General features: G+C 64.8%; 16 protein-coding genes. 5 read left to right on the forward strand and 11 right to left on the reverse strand.

Annotated features, from left to right (window positions below; translation table 11 throughout):
* Positions 1-165 precede the first annotated feature (165 nt).
* Entirely contained in the window at positions 166-1,965 is a 1,800-nt protein-coding gene (locus B0E46_RS00375) for an alkaline phosphatase family protein (RefSeq protein ID WP_254424986.1), read from the forward strand.
* A 58-nt stretch (positions 1,966-2,023) separates the two neighbouring features.
* Here the strand turns inward: B0E46_RS00375 and B0E46_RS17930 are convergent, their stop codons facing one another.
* On the reverse strand, positions 2,024-2,302 hold the full coding sequence (locus tag B0E46_RS17930) for a hypothetical protein (protein WP_254424987.1): 279 nt from the start codon (positions 2,300-2,302) through the stop codon (positions 2,024-2,026).
* Positions 2,303-2,311: 9 nt separating this feature from the next.
* Here B0E46_RS17930 and B0E46_RS00380 point away from each other — a divergent pair, with 9 nt between their 5' ends.
* Positions 2,312-3,559 (forward strand): cytochrome c peroxidase, encoded by a 1,248-nt coding sequence (locus B0E46_RS00380; protein WP_254424988.1) that lies wholly within the window; start codon positions 2,312-2,314, stop codon positions 3,557-3,559.
* A gap of 140 nt (positions 3,560-3,699) precedes the next feature.
* Here B0E46_RS00380 and B0E46_RS00385 read toward each other — a convergent pair whose 3' ends face one another.
* The 4 genes from B0E46_RS00385 to htpX form a co-directional block, all read right to left on the reverse strand.
* A complete protein-coding gene (locus B0E46_RS00385; protein ID WP_139350366.1) occupies positions 3,700-5,001 on the reverse strand; it encodes a hypothetical protein in 1,302 nt (433 codons plus the stop codon).
* Between the two features lie 218 nt (positions 5,002-5,219).
* Complete coding sequence (locus tag B0E46_RS00390; RefSeq protein ID WP_077553735.1) at positions 5,220-6,026, reverse strand: isocitrate lyase/phosphoenolpyruvate mutase family protein; 807 nt, start codon at positions 6,024-6,026, stop codon at positions 5,220-5,222.
* 293 nt (positions 6,027-6,319) lie between these two features.
* Complete coding sequence (gene htpG, locus B0E46_RS00395) at positions 6,320-8,188, reverse strand: molecular chaperone HtpG (protein ID WP_077553736.1); 1,869 nt, start codon at positions 8,186-8,188, stop codon at positions 6,320-6,322.
* Positions 8,189-8,281: 93 nt separating this feature from the next.
* Complete coding sequence (gene htpX, locus B0E46_RS00400) at positions 8,282-9,172, reverse strand: protease HtpX (RefSeq protein ID WP_077553737.1); 891 nt, start codon at positions 9,170-9,172, stop codon at positions 8,282-8,284.
* Between the two features lie 129 nt (positions 9,173-9,301).
* Here htpX and gluQRS point away from each other — a divergent pair, with 129 nt between their 5' ends.
* Both gluQRS and phbB read left to right on the forward strand, forming a co-directional pair.
* Positions 9,302-10,168: a tRNA glutamyl-Q(34) synthetase GluQRS gene (gene gluQRS / locus B0E46_RS00405; protein WP_077553738.1), complete on the forward strand. Its 867-nt coding sequence runs from the start codon at positions 9,302-9,304 to the stop codon at positions 10,166-10,168.
* Between the two features lie 111 nt (positions 10,169-10,279).
* Entirely contained in the window at positions 10,280-11,020 is a 741-nt protein-coding gene (phbB, locus tag B0E46_RS00410; protein ID WP_077554135.1) for an acetoacetyl-CoA reductase, read from the forward strand.
* A 67-nt stretch (positions 11,021-11,087) separates the two neighbouring features.
* On the opposite strand, the gene B0E46_RS00415 is transcribed toward phbB, so the two are convergent.
* Positions 11,088-11,882, reverse strand: coding sequence for a tRNA threonylcarbamoyladenosine dehydratase (locus B0E46_RS00415; RefSeq protein WP_077553739.1), 795 nt, complete (start codon positions 11,880-11,882; stop codon positions 11,088-11,090).
* Between the two features lie 175 nt (positions 11,883-12,057).
* On the opposite strand from B0E46_RS00415, the gene B0E46_RS00420 reads away from it, so the two are divergent.
* The gene (locus tag B0E46_RS00420; RefSeq protein ID WP_077553740.1) at positions 12,058-12,447 is read left to right on the forward strand and encodes a cytochrome c; all 390 of its coding nucleotides are present in this window, start codon (positions 12,058-12,060) and stop codon (positions 12,445-12,447) included.
* Positions 12,448-12,469: 22 nt separating this feature from the next.
* Here the strand turns inward: B0E46_RS00420 and B0E46_RS00425 are convergent, their stop codons facing one another.
* From B0E46_RS00425 to B0E46_RS00445, 5 genes are all read right to left on the reverse strand, one after another.
* The gene (locus B0E46_RS00425; protein WP_077553741.1) at positions 12,470-12,772 is read right to left on the reverse strand and encodes a DUF962 domain-containing protein; all 303 of its coding nucleotides are present in this window, start codon (positions 12,770-12,772) and stop codon (positions 12,470-12,472) included.
* A 72-nt stretch (positions 12,773-12,844) separates the two neighbouring features.
* On the reverse strand, positions 12,845-13,714 hold the full coding sequence (locus tag B0E46_RS00430; RefSeq protein WP_077554136.1) for a pirin family protein: 870 nt from the start codon (positions 13,712-13,714) through the stop codon (positions 12,845-12,847).
* A 16-nt stretch (positions 13,715-13,730) separates the two neighbouring features.
* Entirely contained in the window at positions 13,731-14,792 is a 1,062-nt protein-coding gene (locus B0E46_RS00435) for an NADH:flavin oxidoreductase/NADH oxidase (RefSeq protein WP_077553742.1), read from the reverse strand.
* A gap of 53 nt (positions 14,793-14,845) precedes the next feature.
* Positions 14,846-15,748, reverse strand: coding sequence for an alpha/beta fold hydrolase (locus tag B0E46_RS00440; RefSeq protein ID WP_077553743.1), 903 nt, complete (start codon positions 15,746-15,748; stop codon positions 14,846-14,848).
* Between the two features lie 119 nt (positions 15,749-15,867).
* On the reverse strand, positions 15,868-16,077 hold the full coding sequence (locus B0E46_RS00445; RefSeq protein WP_077553744.1) for a cold-shock protein: 210 nt from the start codon (positions 16,075-16,077) through the stop codon (positions 15,868-15,870).
* Positions 16,078-16,264 lie beyond the last annotated feature (187 nt).

Consider the following 16,264-nt stretch of genomic DNA (forward strand, 5'->3'; position numbering starts at 1 on the left):
CTTCTTGCTGTCTCGGAATGTTCATGCCCGGATGGTGAAATCCCCTTCCAGCCGCGCGCTCCTGCCATGGCTTGCCATGGCCACGAGGCGATCCATTGAATCTCGCTGCGCCCCACCGTGTCCGGCCAGCCCTGTCCTCTGCATCCAACAACGGGAGTTCTCATAATGTTCCGTTCTCTTATGTTCCGCCCTCACCTGCTTCGCAAGACGCTGCTATGCGCCTCGATCGCCTCGACGGGATTGGCATTCGCGGTTTCCGCCCAGATGGCACCGCCAACCAGCAAGGCTTCTTCCCCGGCTCAGGTGATCCCGGGCCCGTTGCCACGGATGACGCCGCAGGATGCCGTACCCACCGCCACGCCGATCAAGCACCTGGTGGTCATCTTTGGCGAGAACCGTTCGTTCGATCATTATTTTGGCACCTACCCGGTAGCGCAGAACCCGCCTGGCGAGCCGGTGTTCACCGCAGCGCCATCGACTCCGGCCGTGCACGGCCTTACACCGGCCCTGTTGACACAGAACCCGAACGCAACCAATCCGCTCAACGGCGTCAACGCGGTCAATCCGTTCCGGCTGGATCGCACGCAGGCCAACACCGAGGGCCAGAACCACTCCTATACACCCGAACAGAAGGCCTACGATAACGGCGTGGCGGATCTGTTCCCCGCCTACACTGGCAACAACACCGTCAGCAGCGCCGGTACCTTTGGCACCCACGGTCTGGTCATGGCCTATTTCGACGGCAACACCGTGACCGCAATGTGGAACTACGCCCAGCATTTTGCGTTGAACGACAACGCCTATACCGACACCTATGGACCCTCGACACCCGGCGCGCTGGAAGTGGTCGCCGGCACCAACAACGGTGCCCAGGCGATCATCGGCGCGGCCTCGACCATTCCCGATAACCAGGGCGGACTGACCCTGATAGGCGATACCGATCCGGCCTACGACAGCTGCTCGTCGACCTCCAGCACGGTCCGGATGACCTCGAAGAACATCGGCGATCTGTTGAATGGCGGCAATCTGACCTGGGGTGGCTTCATGGGCGGCTTCAACCTGACCGCCACCAACAGCAACGGCAGCACGGGCTGCTCGCGCAGCACCTATTCGAGCGTGCTGGGCACCACCAAGACCGACTACGTCCCCCATCACAACTGGTTCCAGTACTACGCATCCACGGCAAACCCGACCCATGCCCGTCCCAGCTCGATCGCCAAGATCGGCTATACCGATCCAAAGGACAGCGGTGCCACGCCGGTACACCACGAGTATGACGTCAACGATTTCTTCAGCGCCGTGTCCGCGGGCAACTTTCCATCGGTGAGCTATCTGAAGGCGCCAGCGGTGGGCGATGCTCATCCGGGCAATTCCGATCCGCTGGACGAGCAGGCATTCGTCGTCAAGGTGATCAATTTCCTGGAGCGGCAGCCCGACTGGAAGAACACCGCCATCATCATCACCTACGATGACTCCGATGGCTGGTACGACCATCGCTATGCGTCACCGACCACCGCGTCGTTCGATTCGACCACCAAGGAAGGCTCGGTCACCGGCGCCGACCAGCTCAATGGACCGGGTATGTGCACCGGTCCCGATGCCAGCCCCGGCATCGGTGTCAACGGCGGTGTCGTGAACGGGCGCTGCGGCCCCGGCACACGCGTCCCGTTCCTGCTGATCTCACCCTATGCCCGCGTCAACTACGTCGACGACACCCGCGTCAGCCAGTCCTCCGTCGTGCGTTTCATCGAGGACAACTGGCTCGGCGGCGAGCGCATTGGCCAAGGTTCGAACGACGCGACCGCTGGCAGCATCATGGGCATGTTCGATTTCAACCGGAACCAGTTCGATATGGCCCGTCCGATCTTCCTGGACCCCGAGCTGGGCACCGTGATCCCCGCACCGATCGAGCCACAGCCGCAACAGGCAGCCCTGCTGGTCGCGCACTCCAACAAGGCCCGGTAAGCCACCACGACTGACGGCAGTCCTGCCCGGCTGGCCTCCCAGCCGGGCAGGACTGCTTTCAGGCACCGCAGGGCGTTTTCTGGATGTCGCCGTACTTGCAGATGAAGGAATCCATGCAGATTCCTTTTCGACAAACCCAATGAAGCAAGGGATCACGCTCTTGTCGTCCGGCACCCGATCCTCCCGACATGCGGCATCCCATGGCCGCGCTCATCGGCGGAACGCGCTTTTCTGCACGGCACTCATTTTCGGCGCCCTGCTGGCTGACGCGTTTGTCACTCATGCCGATGCACAAATAGGTATCGGGATCGCAGGGACAAACGGCATCAACCCTCATCCGGTCACGTTGAACCTGCCACCCGTGCAGCCGCTGAGTGCCGTCGCACAATTGGGCAAGCTGCTGTTTTTCGATCGATCGCTCTCGGCCTCGGGGCGGCAAGCCTGTGCGTCGTGTCACAGCCCGGCATACGCCTACAACCCTCCGAACAAACTGATCGTCCAGCCGGGCGGTGCGGACCTCAAAAGCTTCGGCAACCGGCCACCTCCCTCGCTGGCTTATCTCTACCGGCAACAACCTTTCAGCATCGGCCCGGATACCGGGCCGGACGATGCGCCCGTCAATCTCAATACCGTGGCGGCCTCGGCTGCCAGCGCACCCATGGCGCAAAAATCCGCCGGCACCACGCAACCGACCGCCATGGTTCCTCAGGGCGGATTGTTCTGGGACGGTCGCGCCGACTCGCTGCAGCGACAGGCATTTCTCCCCGCGCTTGACCCGATCGAGATGGCCAACGGGAGTGTTGGCATGATCGCCAGCGAGCTCGCCCGCGCCAGTTATCGCCAAAGGTTCGTTCAGCTGTTCGGCCCAAGCATTTTCAACGATCCGGATCGGCTGGTTTCCGAGGCGATGTTCGCCCTTGTCCGCTACCAGATCGAAGATCCATCCTTCCATGCCTTCACCAGCAAGTACGACGCCTGGCTGCAGGGCAAGGCGCGGCTCACCGCGGCCGAAGCGCATGGCCTGCAGCTGTTCAACGATCCGCAAAAAGGCAATTGTGCCGCCTGCCATTTGAGTCAGCCCGGCCGCGACGGCCTGCCGCCGCTGTTCACCGACTCCGAGTACGAAGCGCTGGGCGTGCCGCGCAACCCAGACCTGCCGCTCAACAAAGATCCGAAATTTTTCGACCTCGGCCTGTGCGGACCGATCCGCAAGGATCTGGCCCAACAGAAGCGATACTGTGGCATGTTCCTCACCCCGACCCTGCGCAACGTCGACCGCCGTGCGGTGTTCTTCCACAACGGCGTATACCACACGCTGCAGCAGGTGCTGAACTTCTACAACCTGCGCAGCGTGCGACCCGAAAAGATCTACCCGCACGATGCCGGCGGCAAGCTCACGCTGTACAACGACATACCTGAAGCACTGCAGGGCAACGTGGACGTCAAGGATGCTCCCTTCGATCTCAAGGTCGGCGCCCCACCTGCGCTGACGAACCTGGACATGCAGGACATCATCGCCTTCATCCATACGCTCGATGACGGCTATGCACCGACGCCACAGCAGACTGGACACGCCGCCGCTGGCACCCTGTGACTTCGGCCTCTCGCGTGATCCAAACCGATCAGAGCCAGCCAGTTCCTAGGCCCCATGCGATTGCAGGTGGCTCTGACCGCTTCGCTTGGGGCGAGCGACCGGCACGAAGATCCGCACTGCGTGGTTCGCGAAGCCCACGCTCACTGCTTTCTCTGTTTCGGCAATGGAACTGCGGAAACAGGCATCGCCAAACGCCTGATTGCGGCATTGGCCTGCTCGACAATTTCGCCGTCGACCGCCGGATCCGCACGTAGCGCGCGCCAGGCACGCAATGCATCGACGCGCTGACCTGACGCTTCAAGCAGTTGCGCAAACACCGCCCGCATGGCGGGCTCGTCGAAGTCGAACTGCGCCAACGTCGCGGCCTGCTCGGCCGGTGGAGCAGCCTGCAACAGCGCAGCCGTGCGTTGCGGGTCACGGCCGAAATCGTAGTAGATGTCCTTCACGCTATCGCGCGTTTCCGAGTCGATCGGTTCACCATCGATGCGCATCGTGTTGACGAGCGCGAGCAACGCGGCATCCGCCGGTGTCGCATGCTCGTTGCGCAGTGCGGCGATCTGCAAGCTCCTCACATAGGCCCGCGTGGGACCGCTGGCGGCACGGGCGTCGGTCAACGCATCGGCAAAGTGCCCGGACGCGGTCGTCAGGTCGCCGTGCTGCCAGAGAATCCAGTGGCCCCAGAAAGCATGGGCGTAGGCGTTATGGGTATCCGTAGCCAATGCACTCGCGTAGTCGCGCGCCGGGTCGACGCTGCTGCTGCCGTCGCGGCTCTTGAGGAACCGGGCCCAACCGAGATGGGCCAGAAGATCGGCGCGACGCTGGCCGGTGGCATCGGCAGCAGCGCGCTCAAGCACCGGAGCGACGGGATCGACGATGTCCGAAAAGGCGTGCCCCGGACCTGGCCGGGCGTCGCGCAACCACTGCATCGCGACGTCCTCCTGCTGCGCCTGCAGCGCCTTGCGACGCCGATCGATGGCCCACAGCGAGGATTCCAGCGGACCTGCCTCGCTGGTCAACTCGATGGCTTGTCCAAGGCCGGCCCAGGCTGCCGCGGGTTCGTCACGTTCGGACTGGATCTGCGCCAAACGCGCCAAATCGTCGACACGCGCCATGCGCTCCTTGGCATCGTGCACGAGCTTGACCGCCTGAAACAACCCCAGCAGAAGCGACACGATCACGCCGATGCCGGCGACGCGTTTGATGATGCGTTCGAACGAGGACGGCGGCGGAGCCGCGGCCTCTGTGCTGCGATTGCGCTTCATCTCGGACCTCCCGCTGCAGTGTCGCGCTTTGGGCGGCAGCTGCAAAGCGGAAATTCGATTCTCTGAATCGCGGCAGGATGCATGATCAGGGAAGAAGCTCCGGAGCAGTTCGCTTCTGCCTGCGACGAATAATGCCCGGCAAGCACCAAGCGGGGTGGCATTCTCTGTTACTCCGGGCATCCTGCCCTCCGCCCTTCGGGTCAGCTTCGCCGTTCGCACCGCTCCTGCGGCGCAGTGGTTACTGCGGCCACACAAGGGAAAAGTAACTCGGGCGCCAAAGGCGCACGAAAGCTCTTGGCGGTGAGCTCCAATGCAACGGTGAGCCTGGAGCTGAAGGCACTGGACCCCAGCCTACGCTGGGGTGACGCGAGGCTGGATTCCTGCGAGTGCCTTGTCGCTTATGTCCCGGCGAACAAGGCCTGGATTCGGGCGTACGGCATGGCGCCTTTGGCCAGCGACTCGGAGCGCCCACTATCCAGAAAATCCCGCGCCAGTGTTTCCGCCTGTCCCCACAGCATCTGCGAAATGCCGGAGCCCGCGCTGAAGCGCCGCACGCCGAGCTGACCCAGCTCGTCCACCGGCATCAGACCCGGCCACGCCATCACGTTGAGCGGCAAGCCTGTCCCCGCCACGATGGCCTGGATCTCCGCCGGTTCGTGCAGGCCGGGAACGAACAAGCCATCGGCGCCGGCCACGCGATAGATCGCGCTGCGTGACAGCACCTCATCGACCCGCCGCGAGGCATCGGCCAGGTTGGCCAGGTACACGTCGGTGCGTGCATTCACGAAGATGTCCGAACCGACCTTTGCGGCGGTGTTCTTGATCGCTTCGATTTTCGCGGCAAGCACGGCTGGCGCGTGGGCGCCATCCTCGATATTGATGCCGGCGACGCCGACATCGAGCAGTCGCCGGATCGTCTCGCCCACTGTCGCTGCGTCATCGGCGTAGCCGTTTTCCATGTCGACCGACAACGGCACCGTGAGGACGCGCGCGATGCCGGCAACAGCATGGATCGCGGCGTCCACCGGCAGTTTTCCACCGTCCGCATGGCCAAGCGCCCAGGCCATGCCCGCGCTGGTGGTGGCGATGGCCGCGGCGCCCAGGCTTTCGAACAACCTGGCACTGCCGGCGTCCCAGGCATTGGGCAGCCGCAGCGGCTGCGGACCACGATGCAATTGACGGAAGATGGCTGCGTTCGCTGACATGTCGAGCTCCGATGCATCGCCGATGTGGAACGCACATTCTGCTCGAAGTTTTATCCAGGCAACAGGCACGCCCTTGCAACGGTTCGCCGTGATGCCGCACAGCGCATGCGTGCGGAAGGGAGCAGACCTGTATGAGCTGAGGGCACTGGACTCAGCCTGTGCTGGGGTGCCGGATGGGTGAGATTTTCGCGAGTACCACTCCTCTCCCCCAGCCCTCTCCCTCAAGGGGAGAGGGATAAAAGAAAAAGCCCGCCGGATGGCGGGCTCTTCATTTCAGCAAGGCGCGACGCGCCCTAGCCCAGCAACACTCGATTCATCCGCTGCACAAACGCCGACGGATCCGGCAACTGCGCGCCCGCTGCAATCTCCGCCTGCTCCAGCAGCAGCGTCGCCAGATCCTTCGCCTTCGCCTCGTCGGCTTCCGCTTCGACCCGCTTCAGCAAGGCATGCTGCGGATTGATCTCCAGCGTCGGCTTGTTGTCCGGCATGTCGTGGCCGGCTTCGCGCAGCAGGCGCGCGAGATGCGGAGCCATCTCGTAGTCGGCAAGCGCCAGGCACGACGGTGAATCGGTGAGGCGGGCGGAGACGCGCACGTCGCCGACGCGGTCGCCGAGCAGGCCCTTGAGTTTCTTGACCAGCGGCTCGGCTTCCTTCGCGGATTCCTCCTGCTTCTTCTTGTCGGCCTCGTCCAGCGGCAGTTCGCCCTTGGCGACGTTCTGCAGTTTCTTGCCGCCGTATTCGCTCAAGGAGCCGAGCATCCATTCGTCGATGCGGTCGGACATCAGCAGCACCTCGATGCCCTTGGCCTTGAACGCTTCCAGCTGCGGGCTGCCCAGTGCGGCGGCGTAGCTGTCGGCGGTGATGAACCAGATCGTGTCCTGGCCCACCGGCATGCGGCCGATGTAGTCGTCGAACGAGACGGTCTGCGCGCTGCCCTCGCCTTTCGTGGAGGCGAAGCGCAGCAGCTTGGCGATGCGCTCGCGGTTGTTGGCGTCTTCGCTGATGCCTTCCTTGAGCGTGTTGCCGAACGCCTTGTAGAAGGTGGCGAACTTCTCCGGCTCGTCCTTGGCCAGCTTCTCGATCAGGTCGAGCACGCGCTTCACGCAGGCGGACTTGATGCGCTCGAGCTGGCGGTTCTGCTGCAGGATCTCGCGGCTCACGTTGAGCGGCAGGTCGTCCGCGTCGACCACGCCGCGCACGAAGCGCAGGTAGTTCGGCAGCAGCTCCTCGGCCGCGTCCATGATGAAGACGCGCTTGATGTAGAGCTTCAGCCCCTTGCGCTCGTCGCGGCCGCCCATCATCAGGTCGAACGGCGGCTGCGACGGGATGTACAGCAAGGTGGTGAAGCTCTGGCTGCCCTCGACGCGGTTGTGCGTCCATGCCAGCGCATCATTGAAATCGTGGCCGAGCGACTTGTAGAAGCTTTGGTAGTCCGCGTCGCTGATCTCCGACTTCGGCTTGGTCCACAGCGCCGAGGCGGCATTGATGGTCTCGAATTCGTCGGTCGGCTTGCCGTCCTTCTCGGTCGGCATGCGGATCGGGAAGGCGACGTGGTCGGAGTACTTGGTGATCAGCGAACGCAGCTGCCAGCGCTTGAGGAACTCGTCCTCGTCGGCCTTCAGGTGCAGGATGACGGACGTACCGCGCTCGGCCTGCTCGACCTGCTCCAGCGAATACTCGCCCTTGCCGTCGCTCTCCCATTTCACGCCATCGCTCGCCGGCGCACCGGCGCGGCGGCTGAGCACGGTGACCTTGTCGGCGACCACGAAGGCGGAATAGAAGCCCACGCCGAACTGGCCGATCAGCCGCGCGTCGGCCTTCTGCTCGCCCGACATCGCCTCCAGAAAGCGCTTGGTGCCGGAACTGGCGATGGTGCCGATGTTCGCCACCACCTCGTCGCGGTTCATGCCGACGCCGTTGTCGCGGATGGTGACGGTGCGCGCCTGCGGATCCCAGCTCACATCGATGTGCAGCTCGCTGTCGCCGGCCATCAGCTCGGGCTTGGCGATCGACTCGAAGCGCAGCTTGTCGCAGGCGTCGGAGGCGTTGGAGATCAGCTCGCGCAGGAAGATCTCCTTGTGCGAGTACAACGAATGGGTGACCAGGTGCAGCACCTGGGCGACTTCGGCTTCGAATTTGCGGGTTTCGGCGGGTGCGGTCATGGGCGGGTGTTCCGTTTGATGCGTGGATGTTTTGGATCGTGATTCCGGCGCAGGCCGGAATGACAAATGGGAAAGTTTACGGTGCCGCCGTGGTTATGCGGCGCTCTGCAGCGCAGCGATGCGCTCTTCCAGCGGCGGATGACTCATGAACAGTTTCCGGAAGCCATCGGCCAGTGGGCCGGAAATGCCGAATGCGGCGATGGTGTTGGGCAAGGTGCTTTCGCCATGGTTGGCCTGCAGCCGTTGCAGCGCCGAGATCATCGCGCCGCGACCGGCGAACCTGGCGCCCGCCGCATCGGCGCGGAACTCGCGCCAGCGCGAGAACGCGGCGACGATCATCGAAGCGAACAGGCCGAATACCACCTGCAGCACCATCACCACCACGAAGTAGCCGATGCCGCTGCCGCCGCGGTTGTCGCGACCACCGGAAAGCCAGCTGTCGACCAGCCGGCCCACGATGCGCGCAGCCAGGATAACCAGCGTGTTCAACACGCCCTGGATCAGGGTCAGCGTCACCATGTCGCCGTTGGCCACATGACCGATCTCGTGACCGAGCACGGCAGTGACCTGCTCGCGGTCCATCTGTTGCAGCAGGCCTGAGCTGACCGCGACCAGCGAACTGTTCCTGGTCATGCCGGTGGCGAACGCGTTCATCTCCGGCGCCTCGTAGATCGCCACCTCGGGCATGCCGATGCCTGCGTTCTGCGCGTGGCGACGCACGGTGTCGACCAGCCAGCGCTCGGTCTCGTTCTGCGGCTGCTCGATCACCCGCGCACCGGTGGACCACTTGGCGATCGTCTTGGACATCGCCAGCGAGATGAAGGCGCCGCCCATGCCGAACACGGCGGCGTAGGCCAGCAGGCCACCCATGCCGCCGTAGCCGCGGGCCGCGGCCATCTGGTCGATGCCGAACAGGTGGCAGACGATGCTCAGCAGGAGCAGGACGGCGAGGTTGGTACCGATGAACAATGCGATGCGACGCATGGCTGTCTCTCTATGGCAGTCATGAAGGGGAAACGCGCTTGGCGCGTGCACAAAAATTCGGGGCGCACAGGCCACGTTTCAAGGGCCTACCGCCCCTGACATGCGCGTCGCGTGCCCTAAAATACCCGCATGACCTATCGCGGCCGCTTCGCCCCGTCGCCCACCGGGCTCCTGCATTTCGGCTCGCTGGTGGCCGCCGTGGGCAGCTGGCTATGTGCGCGGCATGCCGGCGGCCAGTGGCTGCTGCGGATGGAGGACATCGACCCGCCGCGCGAGGTCGCCGGTTCGGCGGCCAGCATTCTCGTGGCGCTGCCGGCGTTCGGGCTGGTGACCGATGCGCCGCCGCTGTTCCAGTCGCAACGCGTGGCCGCCTACGACGCGGCATTCGAACAGCTGCGCGCGGCGGACCAGGTGTTTCCCTGCTGGTGCAGCCGCAGCGACCTGGCCGGCACGGACGGCATGCATCGCAACGGCCGCTGCATCGCCCTCGCCGCCCCGGATCGCCCGCCGGCGTGGCGGCTGCGTGTGCCGGATGTCGAGGTGGCGTTCGACGATGCGTTGCAGGGCCCGCAACGGCAGAACCTGCGCGAGAGCGCGGGCGACTTCGTGATCAAGCGGGTCGAAGGGTTCTATTCCTACCAGCTGGCCTGCGTGGTGGACGATGCCTTCCAGGGCATCACCGAGGTGGTGCGTGGCAGCGACCTGCTCGACTCCACCGCGCGGCAGATCTGGCTGCAGCGCTGCCTGGGCCTGCCGACGCCGCGCTACCGGCATCTGCCGCTGGCGCTGGATGCGCAGGGCCACAAGCTGTCCAAATCCGGCCAGGCCGGCCCGGTCGACCCTGCCGATCCCCTGCCGGCACTGCGAAAGGCGTTGGCGTTTCTGTCCGTGCCGCTGCCTGGGGACACGCTGCTCGTGCCGGATCTGCTGGTTCATGCACTGGCTCATTTCGATCCGGCGCTTTTGCCGCAATGCAGCGGTCACTCTGTCGCCTGAAACGCTATAAAGAAGGGGCGAACCGGCGTTCATGGCATCGGATTGCAGCAATGCCCTGCCATGATCCGGGATCCCATCGCCCACGGCTTTACCTCACAGGAGATCATGGACATGACACAGCGCACGGCATTGGTCACAGGCGGCACCGGCGGCATCGGCAGCGCGATCATCCGCTACCTCGCCGGTCAGGGGCACCGGGTCGCCACCAACTACCGTGACCAGGCCAAGGCCGAGGCATGGCATGGCGAGATGGCGAAGGACGGAATCGAGGTGTGCATGGTGCAAGGCGACGTCACCGACCCGACCGCCTGCGACGCAATGATCCGTGCCATCGAGGAAAAATGCGGCCCGATCGACATCCTGGTCAACAATGCCGGCATCACCCGCGACAGCACTTTCCACAAGATGAACTACCAGCAGTGGACGGACGTGATCAGCACCAACTTGAACGCCTGCTTCAACGTCACCCGCCCGGTGATCGACGGCATGCGCGCGCGCAAGTGGGGCCGCATCGTGCAGATCAGCTCGATCAACGGCCAGAAGGGCCAGTACGGCCAGGCCAACTACGCCGCGGCGAAGGCCGGCATGCACGGTTTCACCATCTCGCTGGCGCAGGAGAACGCGAAGTTCGGCATCACCGTGAACACCGTTTCACCCGGCTACGTCGGCACCGACATGGTGATGGCCGTGCCCGAAGAGGTGCGCGAGAAGATCGTGGCGCAGATCCCGGTAGGACGTCTCGGCCGACCGGAAGAAATCGCCCATGCCGTGGCGTTCTTTACCGGCGACCAGGCCAGCTGGATCACCGGGGCGAACCTGGCGATCAACGGCGGGCATTACATGGGTTGGTGATCGAACAGCCGGAGTGGGTGGAGAGGAGTGAGAAAAGAAGAGAGGAAGCCCGGCTCTTACTCGCTTCTCACTTCTCGCCTTTCCCCAGCAACTTCTCCAGCACCTTGCCCACCGCCGCAAACGCGAACGCGCCGGTGACGTGCGTGGCGGCGCCAAGCCCACCGCCGCAGGCCAGATTCAACGCATCGCCTCCCGGCGGCCGATTGCCGCACACCGTGCCGTCCGGCTGCGGGTACTGCACGTTCTGCAGCGAGTACACGGCCGACACGCCGAAGTAGCGATCCGGATTGCGCGGGAAGTTGAAGTCGGTGCGGAGCTTCTTGCGGACCAGGCTGAACATCGCATCGTGTTCGGTGCGCGATAGATCCCGTACGCGGATCTGGGTGGAGTCAGTGCGCCCGCCGGCCGAACCCACGCTGACGATGGGCAGCTTGCGCCGCCGGCACCAGGCGATGGTTTCCAGCTTCACGCGGAACGCGTCGCAGGCATCGAGCACCACGTCGTAGCCGCGGTCGAGCAATTCGTCCAGCGTGGACGGGGTAAGGAAGCGTTCGATCGGGTCGAGCCGGATCGCCGGGTTGATCGCCTTCGCCCGCGCCGCGATCACGCCGACCTTCGACTTGCCGAACTCGCCGTCCAGCGCATGCAGCTGGCGATTGGTATTGGACACGCAGACTTCGTCGGCGTCGATCAGGGTGAGCCGGCCCACGCCGCTGCGCGCCAAGGCTTCGGCCGCCCACGAACCGACACCGCCGATGCCGATCACGCACACATGCGCCTGCGCCAACCTGGCCACGCTGCCGGCGCCGTACAGGCGTTCGACCCCGGCGAAGCGCTCGGCCGGAAATTCCACGTCAGTCATGTCGTGCTGCCAAGCATGGGAGAGCCTCGAATAATTCGTCTTGTACCGTCAGGAAATCTTGGACTTTCTGCAGAAACAACCTGCCTACCCGGCCATTTTATCGCGCATGCGTGGATGCAATACGGCGGCGCGGGTTATTCTTGCCGCCCTCCTCGTCCCCTGCGGAACCGAAACGATGCGCGTCGCTCTGTTGATCCTGCTGGGCCTGGTGATTGGCGTGATCGGTACCGTCAACGTCATGAGCACGCTGGGCGCACGTCATCCGATGCCCAAGGCGGTGATGCAGACGATGGGCTACCACATGGGCGAGCTGGGCCATGCGCTGAAGGCAAAGCAATGCGGGGCCGCCAGCAGCCAGCATCACCTGCAGCGACTGCAATCCACCGCCACCGACATCGTGCCGGTGTTCGGCGTGCCCGAAAAGGACTTCACCGACGACGCGAGCCAGTTGCAGGATCGCCTGCAGCAGGCACTGCAATCGGCACCCGCCGACTGCGCCGCCCTGGCTGCCGCCCTCAAGCCGATCGACGAGACCTGCAAGAGCTGCCACCAGAAATACCGCTGATCCGCTCAGGCACGGCCCGCGCTCAGAAGCTGACCTTGCCGCGCAACATCTGTCCGTACATCACCCAGTCGCCAAGCAGGCTGTACAGCGGATGCTTGAACGTGGCCGGACGGTTCTTCTCGAACACGTAGTGGCCCACCCAGGCACAGCCGTAACCGGCCACGGGCATCAGCCATAGCCAGCCGAGCTGGCCGGTCAGCAGCGCCACCAGCAATACCACGATCACCAGGCTGCTGCCGATGAAATGCATGCGCCTGCAGCTGCGATTGCCGTGCTCGGTCAGGTAGTAGGGATAGAACTCGCTGAAACTGGTGAAGCCGGACATGCGCAAGCCCCTCGACGGATCGACCCGGACAGCCTGACCCGGCGACGTTTCCGTTGCAACTGGAAGCGCCGGTCAAGGCAGCGGAATGAACTCGTCCTCGTCGCCGGTGACCTTGCCCATGCGCTGCGCCTGCCAGTCGGCCTTGGCCTGTTCGATCCGCTCCTGGGTGCCCGCGACGAAGTTCCACCACAAATGCCGCTCGCCATCGAGCGGCGCACCGCCGAACAACAGCAGCTTGCTGTCCGCGTTTGCGCGTAACGACGCTGCCGTTGGCCCTGCCTGCACAGCCATCTGTGCCGCCGCAAGATCCAGCTCGCCCCAGCGAACCGCGCCCTCGACGAGGAAGACACCACGTTCGACATGCTCCTGCGGCAACGCCAGTTCGGCGCCAGCGGCCAGCTTTACCTCGAGCAGGAACATCGGCCCGAACACCTTGACCGGCGACTGTTGCCCGTACGCGCTGCCGGCAATCAGCACTGCTTCCATGCCGGGCTGGCGGATCGTCGGCAACACCGCGCGATCATGGTGATGGAATTCGGGCGCCACCTCGGCATCGGCCTGCGGCAAGGCCACCCAGATCTGCACGCCATGCAACGACTGTCCGTCGCGACGCTCGTCCGGCGGCGTGCGTTCCGAATGCACGATGCCGCGCCCGGCGGTCATCCAGTTCACTTCGCCGGGACGGATGTCGGCCACGCTGCCGATGCTGTCGCGGTGGCGGATCGCCCCCTCGAACAGCCAGCTCACCGTGGCCAGCCCGATGTGCGGATGCGGCCGCACATCCATGCCGCTGCCGGGCGCAAACGTGGCTGGCCCCATGTGATCGAAGAAAACCAAGGGGCCGACATGGCGCGCCTGCAGCACCGGCAGCATCCGCCGCACGGTGAAGCCATCGCCAAGATCGTGCAGGCGGCCTTCGATCAGGGTCGGGGTGGCTTCCATCATCGTTCTCCGTGGCTCACCAGGCGCGCCGATACTGGATCGGCACCTCGATCTTGGCATCGAGCAGTTGCGCTGCCCGACGCGGGAAATACGGGTCACGCAGGCTCTCGCGCGCTATCAATACCACGTCGGCTTCGCCGTTGGCGACGATGTCCGCAGCATGCTGCGCCGTGGTGATCAGGCCCACCGCACCGGTGGCAATACCCGCCTCGCGGCGGATGCGCGCGGCGAACGGCACCTGGTAGCCCGGCTTCAGCGGAATCGTGACATGCGGCAGCAAGCCACCGCTGGAAACATCAATCAGGTCGACGCCAAGCTGTTTCACCTGCGCGGCCAGTTGCACGCTCTGCTCGATATCCCAGCCGCCGGCATCGGCCCAATCGGTGGCCGAGATGCGCAGCCACAACGGCAGCTCAGCCGGCCACACCTCGCGCACCGCGGCGATCACCTCGCGCACCAGGCGACTGCGATTCTCGAAGCTGCCGCCATAGGCGTCCTCGCGCCGGTTGCTCAGCGGCGACAGGAACTGGTGCAGCAGGTAGCCGTGTGCCGCGTGCAGCTCGATCAACTCGAAGCCGGCGGCCAGTGCGCGTTGTGCCGCTGCACGGAAATCCGCAATCACTGCCTGGATGCCAGCTTCGTCCAGTGCGTGCGGCACGTTCCAGCCGGCATCGAATGGCAACGCCGATGGCGCCACGGTCAGCCAGTCGCCCTGCCCGGCCGGTACGGGGCCATGCCCTTCCCACGGGCGCAGCGTGCTGGCCTTGCGTCCGGCATGAGCAAGTTGCACGCCGGCAATCGCACCCTCCGCCTTGATGAAGCGGGCGATCGGCTGCCACGCATCCTGCTGGGCCTGATTCCACAGGCCGGTGTCCTGCGGCGAGATGCGTCCCTGCGCCGAGACCGCGGTGGCCTCGGCGATCACCACCGCCGCGCCGCCCACGGCACGGCTGCCCAGATGCACCGTATGCCACTCATTCGGCATGCCGTCGACGGCCGAGTACTGGCACATCGGCGACACCACCAGACGGTTGCGCAAGTTGAGGCCGCGCTGGGCCAGGGGTTCAAACAGGTTCATCGGGTCATCCACCAGGGAACAGCTGTCCCATATGCAGGCGACCTGCCCATGGATCAAGCGGCCGGGTGGCTCCGCGCGGTCAAACCGACATCCTGCGCAGCAACCCAGCTGGCGATGCGTGCGGCGATCGGTTCGGGAGTCTTCATCCAGCTGAAATGATCGGCCGGCCGGCCATCCAGGTCCTGCGTCGTGATGACCTCCACGCGTTGGCTGGCCTGCGGCATCTTGCCTAGCAGCCAATCCAGTGAGGCTCGCGGCCCCAGCCAGTCGTCCTGCAAACGCAAAGCCAGTACCGGCAGCGGCGACGCGGCCAGGGCCTGTTCGAAATCCTGCGCCATCCCCGCCGCCGCATAACGGCCGCTGCATCCGCTGCGCGCCCAGTCGGCGATCAACCGGCGGGCCTCATTGCCGGCAAAGCCGATCCGCCGCCCCGGCAGATAGCCCACCAGCCAAGCCAGCCACGGAGCGAGTACATAGGCCACCCGAATCAGGCCGCCGAAGCGGAAGCGGCGCCAATACGGCGAACCACTCGCCACCAGCACCAGGCCGGCGTGTTCGGACGGATGCAGGCTGGCATACAGCGAACCCAGCTGTCCGCCCAGACTGTGTCCACCCAGCCAGCAGGACGCCTGCGGCCAGCGCGCACGTACCGCGGCCAGCGCGGCCGGCAGATCGTCGGCCAGCAGTTCGCGGTAACCCCAATCGTCACGGCGACCTGCCCGCTGGCTGCTGGAACCGATGCCGCGCCATTCGTGCACGACCAACGCCACGCCCCGCGCGGCCAGCGCCTCGGCCAGCGGCAGGTAGTGCCTGGCCGGCATGCCCATCGCCGGCAACCAGAACAACAGCTGGCGCCATGTCCCCGTGGGGTGGACGCAGAGCAACTCGAAGCGTGAGCCATCGACAGCCCGTACCGGAATGACTGCCTGCTCGGTCACTACGGCGACCGCCGGCATCGGCACGGGCGCACGGCCATGGGAAAGATCGGACATCCCGACAGGCTAGCGAATTGTTGCGCCAACGACAAAAGAAGAGGCCGGCTTGCGCCGGCCTCTTCAGGATATCAACGCCGTTATCAGGCCGGCGTGACGTCTTCGGCCTGCAAGCCCTTCTGGCCGTCGACGACCTTGAAGCTCACTTTCTGCCCTTCCTGCAGGCTCTTGAATCCCGTGCCGGTAATGGCGCGGAAATGCACAAACACGTCAGGGCCATTCTCCCGGCTGATGAAGCCGAAGCCCTTGGCGTCGTTGAACCACTTGACGGTACCTACTTCACGATCCGACATGACTCACTCCGATCCATTCCAGTCGCTGACACAAGCCGGCCCCAACGGGCCGACGGCTTACTGAGCTTGCCGGAATCATCGGGTGTAACGATAGGGATTCAGGAAACCCCTTACCGGGCACGCACGTGGCCGAGCAGACGCAGTGCCGTTAGCATAACGGATTTCCAGCTTGCAAGTGATTTGTCAA

The sequence above is a fragment of the Rhodanobacter sp. B04 genome (assembly GCF_002001125.1).
Taxonomy (GTDB): domain Bacteria; phylum Pseudomonadota; class Gammaproteobacteria; order Xanthomonadales; family Rhodanobacteraceae; genus Rhodanobacter.

Bases quoted from the DNA above. Each gene is read 5' to 3' on its own strand.
- B0E46_RS00375 (WP_254424986.1), top strand. From the start codon at position 166: ATGTTCCGTTCTCTTATGTTCCGCCCTCACCTGCTTCGCAAGACGCTG.
- B0E46_RS17930 (WP_254424987.1), bottom strand. From the start codon at position 2,302: ATGAGGGTTGATGCCGTTTGTCCCTGCGATCCCGATACCTATTTGTGC.
- B0E46_RS00385 (WP_139350366.1), bottom strand. From the start codon at position 5,001: ATGCCCGGAGTAACAGAGAATGCCACCCCGCTTGGTGCTTGCCGGGCA.
- B0E46_RS00390 (WP_077553735.1), bottom strand. From the start codon at position 6,026: ATGTCAGCGAACGCAGCCATCTTCCGTCAATTGCATCGTGGTCCGCAG.
- htpG (WP_077553736.1), bottom strand. From the start codon at position 8,188: ATGACCGCACCCGCCGAAACCCGCAAATTCGAAGCCGAAGTCGCCCAG.
- htpX (WP_077553737.1), bottom strand. From the start codon at position 9,172: ATGCGTCGCATCGCATTGTTCATCGGTACCAACCTCGCCGTCCTGCTC.
- gluQRS (WP_077553738.1), top strand. From the start codon at position 9,302: ATGACCTATCGCGGCCGCTTCGCCCCGTCGCCCACCGGGCTCCTGCAT.
- phbB (WP_077554135.1), top strand. From the start codon at position 10,280: ATGACACAGCGCACGGCATTGGTCACAGGCGGCACCGGCGGCATCGGC.
- B0E46_RS00415 (WP_077553739.1), bottom strand. From the start codon at position 11,882: ATGACTGACGTGGAATTTCCGGCCGAGCGCTTCGCCGGGGTCGAACGC.
- B0E46_RS00420 (WP_077553740.1), top strand. From the start codon at position 12,058: ATGCGCGTCGCTCTGTTGATCCTGCTGGGCCTGGTGATTGGCGTGATC.
- B0E46_RS00425 (WP_077553741.1), bottom strand. From the start codon at position 12,772: ATGTCCGGCTTCACCAGTTTCAGCGAGTTCTATCCCTACTACCTGACC.
- B0E46_RS00430 (WP_077554136.1), bottom strand. From the start codon at position 13,714: ATGGAAGCCACCCCGACCCTGATCGAAGGCCGCCTGCACGATCTTGGC.
- B0E46_RS00435 (WP_077553742.1), bottom strand. From the start codon at position 14,792: ATGAACCTGTTTGAACCCCTGGCCCAGCGCGGCCTCAACTTGCGCAAC.
- B0E46_RS00440 (WP_077553743.1), bottom strand. From the start codon at position 15,748: ATGCCGGCGGTCGCCGTAGTGACCGAGCAGGCAGTCATTCCGGTACGG.
- B0E46_RS00445 (WP_077553744.1), bottom strand. From the start codon at position 16,077: ATGTCGGATCGTGAAGTAGGTACCGTCAAGTGGTTCAACGACGCCAAG.